The organism is Streptomyces sp. NPDC058157, assembly GCF_042884105.1.
In the GTDB taxonomy this organism is placed as follows: Bacteria; Actinomycetota; Actinomycetes; order Streptomycetales; family Streptomycetaceae; genus Streptomyces.
Window position 1 is genome coordinate 1 of record NZ_JBHVUQ010000248.1, and the last position, 8,871, is coordinate 8,871.

Annotated in this window: 7 protein-coding genes and 1 tRNA gene; 4 read left to right on the forward strand and 4 right to left on the reverse strand. The window is 74.6% G+C overall.

The features are described 5' to 3' along the window. Positions 1 to 64: 64 nt before the first annotated feature. On the reverse strand, positions 65 to 562 hold the full coding sequence (locus ACFVXK_RS34295) for a phosphoribosyltransferase (protein WP_389619840.1): 498 nt from the start codon (positions 560 to 562) through the stop codon (positions 65 to 67). After that, positions 559 to 1,146: a dCTP deaminase gene (gene dcd, locus ACFVXK_RS34300; protein WP_007265045.1), complete on the reverse strand. Its 588-nt coding sequence runs from the start codon at positions 1,144 to 1,146 to the stop codon at positions 559 to 561. Before dcd ends, ACFVXK_RS34295 begins: the two co-directional genes overlap by 4 nt. A 470-nt stretch (positions 1,147 to 1,616) precedes the next feature. On the opposite strand from dcd, the gene ACFVXK_RS34305 reads away from it, so the two are divergent. Both ACFVXK_RS34305 and ACFVXK_RS34310 read left to right on the forward strand, forming a co-directional pair. After that, a tRNA-Gly gene (locus ACFVXK_RS34305) sits at positions 1,617 to 1,690 on the forward strand. 76 nt (positions 1,691 to 1,766) lie between these two features. Then, positions 1,767 to 3,605, forward strand: a complete 1,839-nt coding sequence (locus ACFVXK_RS34310; RefSeq protein ID WP_389619844.1) for a hypothetical protein — start codon at positions 1,767 to 1,769, stop codon at positions 3,603 to 3,605. On the opposite strand, the gene ACFVXK_RS34315 is transcribed toward ACFVXK_RS34310, so the two are convergent. Beyond that, positions 3,573 to 5,708 (reverse strand): ATP-binding protein, encoded by a 2,136-nt coding sequence (locus ACFVXK_RS34315; protein WP_389619847.1) that lies wholly within the window; start codon positions 5,706 to 5,708, stop codon positions 3,573 to 3,575. The genes ACFVXK_RS34310 and ACFVXK_RS34315 overlap by 33 nt on opposite strands. A gap of 226 nt (positions 5,709 to 5,934) precedes the next feature. On the opposite strand from ACFVXK_RS34315, the gene ACFVXK_RS34320 reads away from it, so the two are divergent. Next, positions 5,935 to 6,459, forward strand: a complete 525-nt coding sequence (locus tag ACFVXK_RS34320; protein ID WP_389619850.1) for a hypothetical protein — start codon at positions 5,935 to 5,937, stop codon at positions 6,457 to 6,459. Positions 6,460 to 6,476: 17 nt separating this feature from the next. Here the strand turns inward: ACFVXK_RS34320 and ACFVXK_RS34325 are convergent, their stop codons facing one another. Further along, on the reverse strand, positions 6,477 to 7,940 hold the full coding sequence (locus ACFVXK_RS34325) for a BTAD domain-containing putative transcriptional regulator (protein ID WP_389619853.1): 1,464 nt from the start codon (positions 7,938 to 7,940) through the stop codon (positions 6,477 to 6,479). Between the two features lie 191 nt (positions 7,941 to 8,131). On the opposite strand from ACFVXK_RS34325, the gene ACFVXK_RS34330 reads away from it, so the two are divergent. After that, the coding region (locus tag ACFVXK_RS34330) for a BTAD domain-containing putative transcriptional regulator (protein WP_389619856.1) at positions 8,132 to 8,871 on the forward strand (740 nt) is incomplete at its 3' end.

Sequence of the window (8,871 nt, forward strand, 5' to 3'; positions counted from 1 at the left end):
CCGCGCACCAGCGCGGCGGGCCCTTCCCGTGTCCCGTATCCCGTGTCCCGTGTCCCCGAACGGCTCAGGCGTCGAGGATCTGCCCCTCGCGCTTGACCACCGGCGGCTCCGTGGACCACGGGAACTCGATCCAGTCGTCGGTCTTCTTCCACACGTACTCGCACTTCACGAGCGAGTGCGACTTCTCGTAGATCACCGCGGAGCGGACCTCGGCGACGTGGCCCAGGCAGAAGTCGTGGACGAGCTTGAGCGTCTTCCCGGTGTCGGCCACGTCATCGGCGATGAGGACCTTCTTGTCGGTGAAGTCGATCGCCTCGGGCACGGGCGCCAGCATGACCGGCATCTCCAGCGTGGTGCCCACGCCGGTGTAGAACTCGACGTTCACGAGGTGGATGTTCTTGCAGTCCAGCGCGTACGCCAGACCGCCGGCGACGAACACCCCGCCCCGGGCGATGCTGAGGATGATGTCCGGCTCGTAGCCGTCGGCGGCGACGGTCTGCGCCAGCTCGCGGATGGCGCTGCCGAACGCCTCGTAGGTCAGGGTCTCGCGTACGTCGCTCATGCCTCGTGCCTCACCTGGGTGCGGTGGAAGTTCTGGAAGGAGCGCGAGGCGGTCGGCCCGCGCTGCCCCTGGTACCTGGAGCCGTACCGCTCGCTGCCGTACGGGAACTCCGCGGGCGAGCTGAGGCGGAACATGCACAGCTGCCCGATCTTCATGCCCGGCCAGAGCTTGATCGGCAGGGTGGCCAGGTTCGACAGCTCCAGGGTCACGTGACCCGAGAACCCGGGGTCGATGAACCCGGCCGTCGAATGCGTCACCAGACCCAGGCGGCCCAGGCTGGACTTCCCCTCCAGTCTGGAGGCGATGTCCTCGGGCAGCGAGATGACCTCGTACGTCGAGGCGAGGACGAACTCACCCGGGTGCAGGATGAACGCCTCGTCCCCCTCGGGCTCGACCATGCGGGTCAGGTCGGGCTGCTCGATGGCGGGGTCGATGTGCGCGTAGCGGTGGTTCTCGAAGACCCGGAAGAACCGGTCGAGGCGCACGTCGATGCTGGAGGGCTGCACCATCGACTCGTCGAAGGGGTCAATGCGAACCCGTCCGCTGTCGATCTCGGCCCGGATGTCTTTGTCGGAGAGAAGCACGTCCCGAGGATACGCAGAGCGCGCGGGCCGCCCCCAATCGAGAGCGGGCCCGCGCGCCCCGGAAGCCGTACGTGACGGCCCTACCGCTTGACGCCGCCCACGGGCACCGCGTGCCTCAGCCGCGCGCACCGCGGACACCGCAGCAGCCGCCCCGGTCCGATCCGGCCGGCACCGAGGTGCTGCAGCGGGAAGGAGGCGGTGCTGAAAACGTGCCCTTCGGCACAACGGACGACTGTGCGCTCCATCGAGTCCCTTTCCCCAACGAGCCGTACTGCGATGAATCGCCACATTAGGGGATGAAGGGGACCCACTCCAGCCGCCGCTCCGCACCCCAACGGTACGCCCCAACTCCCGCCCGCGTGACGCCTGGTACCCCACACGAAAGACGGCGACCCCGCGGGCGGATTCACCGGGGGTCGATCATGGGGTACAGTGTGCAACGGTAGGGATCCAGGCAGCTGGCCCTCCACGCGGATGTAGTTTAATGGTAGAACATGAGCTTCCCAAGCTTATAGCGCGGGTTCGATTCCCGTCATCCGCTCCATAGCAAAGCCCCAGGTCAGCGACCTGGGGCTTGTTTGTTGTCCGGGGCTGAGCAGCCGGTTGGAGGGGCGGGGCGCGTGGGGTTTGCCGATCCCTTGGCGGTACGGGTGCCGGTGGGCGAGGGATCCGACCTGTGGAGCAGCCGGACGACCGGACGCAAGGTGCTGCTGGTGGCCCACAACGTCACCTCCGCCGGACGGCTCCTGGACGTCCTGCCGCTGTTCCGCGACGACTTCCGCGTGCAGCTACTGGTGACCACGACCGGGTCGTCCGCCTTCCGGGCGGGGCTGCAGGAGCTGTTCGCCGGGCTCGAACTGCCCGTCGTGCCCTGGGAGCAGGCCCGGTCGCTGCCGGTCGACCTCGCGGTGTCGGCCAGCTTCGGCGGTGAACTGCACGCGCTGCAGGGCAAGTTGAGCGTTTTGTCACATGGTGTTGGATATACTAAGAAGCTAGCGAGCCCGGGAGCCGGGAGCCGGGAGCCGGGAGCCGGGAGCCGGGAGCCGGGAGCCGGGAGCCGGGAGCCGGGAGCCGGGAGCCGGGAGGCGACCTTCGGGTTGTCGGCGGAGTGGCTCCTCGCTTCGGGCGAGCCGTTCGTGGACGGGCTCGTCCTGTCCCACCCGGAGCAGCTGGAGCGGTTGCGCCGCGCGTGTCCGCAGGCCGAAGGCGCCGCCGTGCTCGCCGGGGATCCCTGCTACGACCGCATGCTGGCCGCGCGGCGACACCGTGAGCGGTTCCGCCGTGCCCTCGGAGTACGCCGTGGGCAGCGCCTGGTCGTACTGAATTCCACCTGGAACCCGGAAGGGTTCTTCGGGAACGGGGGCGGTGCGGACGTGCTGCCGGGCCTGCTGCCCCGGCTCGCCGCCGAGCTGCCGGCCGACGACTACCGGTCGGCCGCCGTCCTGCACCCGAACGTCTGGTACGGGCACGGACCGGGCCAGGTCCGCGCCTGGCTGGACCAGGCGCGCCGGAGCGGGCTGGCCCTGATCGACCCCCTGCACTCCTGGCGGCAGGCGCTGCTCGCCGCCGACGTCGTCCTGGGCGACTTCGGCGCGGTCTCCTACTACGCCGCGGCGCTCGGCATCCCCGTGCTGCTGGCGGCCGCCGGACAGGAGCGGCTGGACCCCGAAGCCCCCCTCGCCTCCTTCGTACGGGAGGCGCCCCGGCTCGATCCGCACGGTGACCTGCGGAGGCAGCTCGACGCGGCGATGGCCGCCCATCGGCCGCTCGCCGGGCCGGCCGCGTTCACCAGCTCGGCGCCCGGCGCCTCCGCGGCCCTCCTGCGGCGGCACTTCTACGCCCTGATGGACCTCCCGGAGCCGCCGGGCCCCGCGCTCCTGGAGCCGCTGCCCCTGCCTCCGTACGACCCCCCGCTGCGCACCGCCCCGCTGCACGTGCGGACGGAGGTCCGGGGGGCGGAGGTGGTGGTCGAACGCTCCACCGGGCACCCGTACGGGGCCCTCGGCACCGCACACCTCGCGGTGCACGAGGACACCCTCGACCCCGGCGTCCTGGAGTCGGCCGACGTGATCACGCGGGACGGCGCCCCGGACGACCCCCGGCTGGGCGGCCCCCGGGCCTGGACCTCCGAGGTCCTCGGCCGGTACCGGCACTGCACGGCGGCCGCCTATGTGACCGGGCCGCACACCTGTACCGTCCGCAGCCGGGAGCACGGCCTGTTCCTGCTGTCGGGCGGCCCGGAATCGGATGCCGACCCGGCCGCGTACGCGTCCGCGCTGGCCGCGTGGCTCACCGGGGGCGGCCGCGTGCCCCCCGAGGGGACCACGCTGCGGGTACGGGTCGCCGGCCGGGCGCACGCCGTATCGGTCGGATCGGGGGCCGGGGGCGGGGCCGGGGGCGGGGGCGGGGGCGGGGGCGGGGCCTCGCTACCGGGCGGCGACCTCGCAGCGCAGCCGTAGGGCCGCGAGGTAGCCCAGGTGCGGGACCGCGGCCGGCGGGAGCAGGCGCTCCGCGACCGCGATCCTGGTGAGCGCCGCCGCGTTGTCCCCCGCGTCGTGCAGGGTCTCGGCCAGGTCGGTGAGGGCCCGGGCCTGGTTGTAGGCCTCGCCCTGCCCGGCGAAGAAGTCCACCGCGCCCTCCAGCAGCGCGCGCGACTCGTCGAGCCGGCCCATGCCGCGCAGCGCCCGCCCCTGGTGCCGCCGGGACAGGGCCCGGGCGCGCGGCAGGTCGCGCGCCCCCTCACCGTCCGGCGGGATCTCGGCGTAGACGGCGTCCGCCGCCAGGAACCGCTCGTACGCCGCCCCGTACAGCCAGCGGTTCAGGCTGAGCAGGCCCTGGAGCTCCACCGAGGACGCCGCACCGCGCAGGTGGCCGGCCTGCCGCTCCGCCGTGGCCGCGGCGCCCGCCGCCCGGTCCGCCTCGTCCCAGCGGCCCAGCTCGCCCAGGCAGTGGGCGAGCTGGAAGTGCAGCCCGCCCGCGGTGCGGGAGGCCGGCTGGTGCTCGTCGGCGCAGCGGGCCGCGAGGCGCAGCGCGGGCAGCACGTCGTCCCAGTACCCCGCCTTGAGCTGGAGGGGCCAGAGGGCACGGGCCAGCCGCAGCGCCGTGGTGGTGTGCTGGTACTCGCGGGCGACGAACACGCCGCGGACCAGGTTGCCCGCCTCCGCGGCCAGCGCCGCCACGCCTTCGGCTTCGTCGCGGTACGGCTCGCCCCGCTCGGGTGCCGGTTCGGTCCGCCAGCTCTGGGGGAGCGCCGCGTGTGCCGCGTGCAGGGCCCGGTTCAGCAGGAGGTCCAGGGTCCGGGCGACGGCCGCCGAGCACGCGGGGATCCCGTGTTCCAGGGCGGCCGCGCCGGCGAGGTGGCGGCGCACCTCGGGCCGGAACCGGTACCGCTCGTCGGGCAGGGGCTCCACGAGCTGGGCGTCGGCCGCTTCCGCCAGCATGCGGGCGGCCTCCTCCTCGGCGACGCCCGCGGCTGCCGCGGCGAGCGGTGCGCTGAGGGACGGCCAGCCGCCCAGGGCCGTGAGCCGGCAGAGCCGGGCCGCCTCCGGCCGGATCCGGCGGCAGCCGGCCTCGGTCGCGGCGCGTACCGGATCCCCTGGCCCCCCGGGCCCCGCCTCTCGCGGGGCAACGTCCGCGGACCCGGTCTCCTCGGTCAGCAGCCGCAGCGCCGCCGCCCGTACGGCGAAGGCGTTGCCCGCGCAGTGGGCCAGTACGCCCGGCAGCTGCGCCTTGGCACGCGCGACCTTCTCGCGCCCGGCCACCTTCCGCATCAGCTCCAGCGCGTCACGGTCGCGCAGCCCGGTCACCGGGACGGTCTCCGCCTCCAGCGCGAGGGGCGGTCCGGACACGACCACCAGCAGGAAGACCCCCGGTGCGGCCGGGACGAGCCCGCGGACCTGGGCGACCGAGGACACGTGATCGACCACCACCAGCGCGCGCCGGCCGGCCGTCAGCCGCCGGTAGAGCTCCTCCCGGCCCGCCTCGGTGGGCGGGATCCGCTCGGCCTCCACACCCATCCGCCGGAGCACCCGCAGCAGCACCGCCGACGGCGCCGGGCCCTGCTCGCCGGAGTCTTCGCGCAGGTCGACGTGGAACTGCCCGTCGGGGAACCGGTCCCGGCACACGGCACCCAGGTGCAGGGCCACCGCACTGGTTCCGATCCCCGCAGGCCCGTGGAGCAACGCGACGCGCGGCCGCCCGGCGGCGGGGCGGGTCGCCTCCCGCTTGAGCCGCTTGAGGACTTCCTTGCGGTCGGTGAAGTGCCGCGTGGCCGGGGGGAGTCCGCCACCGGGCGCGAGCCCGGCCGCGGGCTGCGGCACGCTCCGCAGGAGGACGGCCCATTCGTCCGCCTGGCGCCGGTCGTCCCCCAGCCGGGCGTGGACCTGGCCGGCCAGCGACGCCCAACCCTCGTCGGTCGTGGGCAGGGGCGTCTCCCGCCCGGTGGCCCGTCTCGCCAGGGCGCCGGTCGACAGCAGCAGCTGCTTGCCCATCTCACCGGCCGCGCCGTTGCCCACCGCGGTGAGGAACGCGGTCAGCGCACTGAGCGCGATGACCTCCAGCATGTCGGCCCCTCCCCTGGATCCCGATCCCGCCACTGCCGGACTCTAGCCCCGGAACGGCCCACAGCCTGTGGAAACGGCCCCATCCGGCCAACCCGTTCCCCGGATCGGGTCGCCGAGGCCGGGCCGGGGCGTTCAGCGTTTGTCTACCGGTGGGGGGCAAGGTCATCCTGCAGGGCGCCGCGCACGTGCGCGGGCGTCGGTTCGAGTGTGAGGAAGGCTCACGGGGATGGCAGGAGTGATGTCGGTGTCGAAGGCGAAGTCCGGGGTCAAGCGGCGGGTCGCCGGGGTGCTGGCCGCCGTGGTGGTGGCGGGTGCCGGGACCTTGGTGGGGGCGGGGAGCGCGGCGGCCGCCTACGACCCGGTGACCCACACCATCTGGAACGACGAACCGCTGTACAAGGGCTGGCACGTCGACGCCGGCGACACCCGGCTGATCATGCAGGACGACGGCAACCTGGTGCTCTACCGCCGGTTCAACGACCCGGTCATGCGGGAGGTCAGGTGGAAGACCGACAGCGTCGGCTGCGGTGAGAAGGCGGTCATGCAGTCCGACGGGAACCTGGTCGTGTACGGGCAGAACGGGCGGGTCTGTTACGCCGAGAACAAGTTCAAGGGCTCGTACGCGAACGGCTGCCTCACCGTGGAGGACAAGGGCGGCCTCAGCATCTACTTCACCAACGACCCCTGCAACGTGGCCGCCGCCGCCCGCCAGGGGATCCGGATCAGGCCCCGCGTGTCGGACGCCTACTGAGCCGGCCTCCCGTGCGGTTATCTGCGGCCCGTCCGCGCCACCAGCCCCGCGACCGACCATTGCGGGCGGGCCGCGAGGCGGGCCGCCGCCGTGCGCAGGTGCAGGGGGAGGTGGCCGCACAGGGCGGCCAGTTCGGCGACCGGGCCGGGTTCCTCGCGGACCCGGCCCGCGCCCGCTACCCGGGCGAGGAGTTCGTGCGCGTCGGCCGGGTCGAGGGGGCCGATGCGGACGTGGGCCGTGCCGTCGGGCAGGGCCTCCGGGGCGGCCCCGGTCAGGACGGCCGCGCAGCCGGGGGTGGCCGGCAGCAGGGGCTCCGGGCGGGTCACCCCGTCCAGCAGGACCAGTACGCGCCGCCCGGCGAGGGCGGTGCGGAAGAGACGGGACAGCCCGTCGGTGTCCGCGCCCTCGGGCGGGGGTTCGCCCAGCGCGCGCAGGAACGCGGCCAGTACGGAGTGCGGGTCGTCCGTGCCGGCGTACAGCTGGCCGTCCGGGTAGGCGTCCTGGACGGCGTGGGCCAGGTGCACGGCGAACGCCGAGGTCCCGCTGCCGTGCGGGCCCGACAGGGCCAGGACCGGGGCGGTGTCCGGCTGCCGCAGCAGCCCTTCGGCCTCCCGCAGCTCGGCGCCCCTCCCCACCCAGTCCGGAATGTCCGGCGGCAGCTGGCACGGCCGCTGCGGGCGCAACCGCCCCCGCACCGGGACCGGGGGCGCCGTCAGGGCCGGGTCGCCGTCACGGATGCGGGCGTGCAGCTCCAGCATCGCGGGGGACGGCTCCAGGCCGAGCTCCCGGTCGAGCCGCTCCCGCAGCGCGTCGAAGGCCGCCAGTGCCTCGGCCGTCCGGCCGCCCCGGTGCAGGGCCAGCACGTACAGCCGCCGCACCTCCTCGTCGTGGGGGTTCTGGGCGGCCAGCGCCTCCAGTTCGGGCAGCAGCTCCGTGTGGCGGCCCAGGGTGAGCTCGATGTCGAGCAGCGTCTTGACGACCGCGTGCCGGCCCGCCGCGAGCCGCCGGCGGGTCCGTTCGGCGAACGCCCCGGGCACCCCGTCGAGCGCCGGCCCCGTCCACCGGCCGAGGGCCTCGCGGAGCAGGACGCGGGCCCGTACCGGATCGTCGTGGCGCAGCGCGGCCGACTCCAGCACCGCGGCGTCGTAGTGGAACAGGTCGACGCAGCCGCGGTCCACGTTCAGCCGGTAGCCGCCCGATTCGGCGACCAGCACCGCGCCGCCGGGGTCGCCGGGTGCGGCGATGGCCCGGCGCAGCCGGTGGGTGTGGGTGCTCAGCTGGCCGACCGGGTTCTTCGGCCAGTGGGAGTCGTCCTCGCCCCAGAGGCCGTCGATCAGCTGCTCGAGGGGGACGAGCTGCCCGGGGGCGAGGAGGAGGGCGGCGAGCACGGCCCGCTGCTGGGGGCGTCCGAGGTCGATCTCGTGGCCGTCGCGCCGGGCGCGCAGCGGGCCGAGCACGCGGAATTCGAGCCCCACTCCCATGCCGCCCCCGCATCCATGAGCACAGTGCACAATTTGCGACAGATGATAGGTGACGGGGGGAGCGCAGCCTCCTTCGCGCACCGCCGTACCGCCGTCTTCCGGACGGCCGGCCCGGGGATGGGGGTCCCGCAGGGTCTGCGGCAGTGCGTGGTGGAGGGGCGCGGAGCCGTACGGAACTGGGGGAAAGCACCATGGGGGGATCCGCGCTGCGGTTCAGCCTGCTCGGGCCGTTGCGGGCCTGGTACGGGGACGACGAGGTCGATCTGGGCCGGCCCCAGCAGCGGGCCGTGCTGGCCGCGCTGCTGACGGCCTCGGGCCGCACGGTGGCCACGTCGGTCCTCGCGGAGGGGGTGTGGGGCGGCGCCCCGCCGTCCGAGCCGCGCAAGGCGGTACAGCTGCACGTGTCCCGGCTGCGGGCCGCGTTCAAGGCGTGTGCCGGGGCGGGACGGGCCGGGGAGCTGCTGGTCCGGGTGGGCGACGGCTACGCGCTCGTGGCCCCGGACGCCGAGGTGGACGCCGTCGTCTGGGACCGGCTGCTCGCGGAGGCCGAGCGGCTGCACGGCGAGGGCGCGCCGGCGGACGGGATCCGGGAGGTGGTACTGCGGGCGGCCGGGCTGTGGGACGGACAGCCGCTGGCCGGTCTGGCCGGGCCGCACGCGGAGTCGGTACGGGCCCGGCTGCTGGAGCAGTGGCTGCGCGCCAAGGAGCTCCAGCTGGAGATGGACGTCGAGCTGGGCGACCGTACGGACCTCACGGCGGAGGCCGCCTCGCTCGCGCTGGAGCACCCGGGGCGGCCCCGGCTGACCGCCGTCCTGATGCGGGCCCTGTACCAGGCGGGGCGCAAGGCCGAGGCCCTCGCCGTGTACGAGGAGGCCCGCCGGACCCTGCCGCCGGAGGAGCCCGGGGGCGGCGCACGCGCGGGGTCCGGATC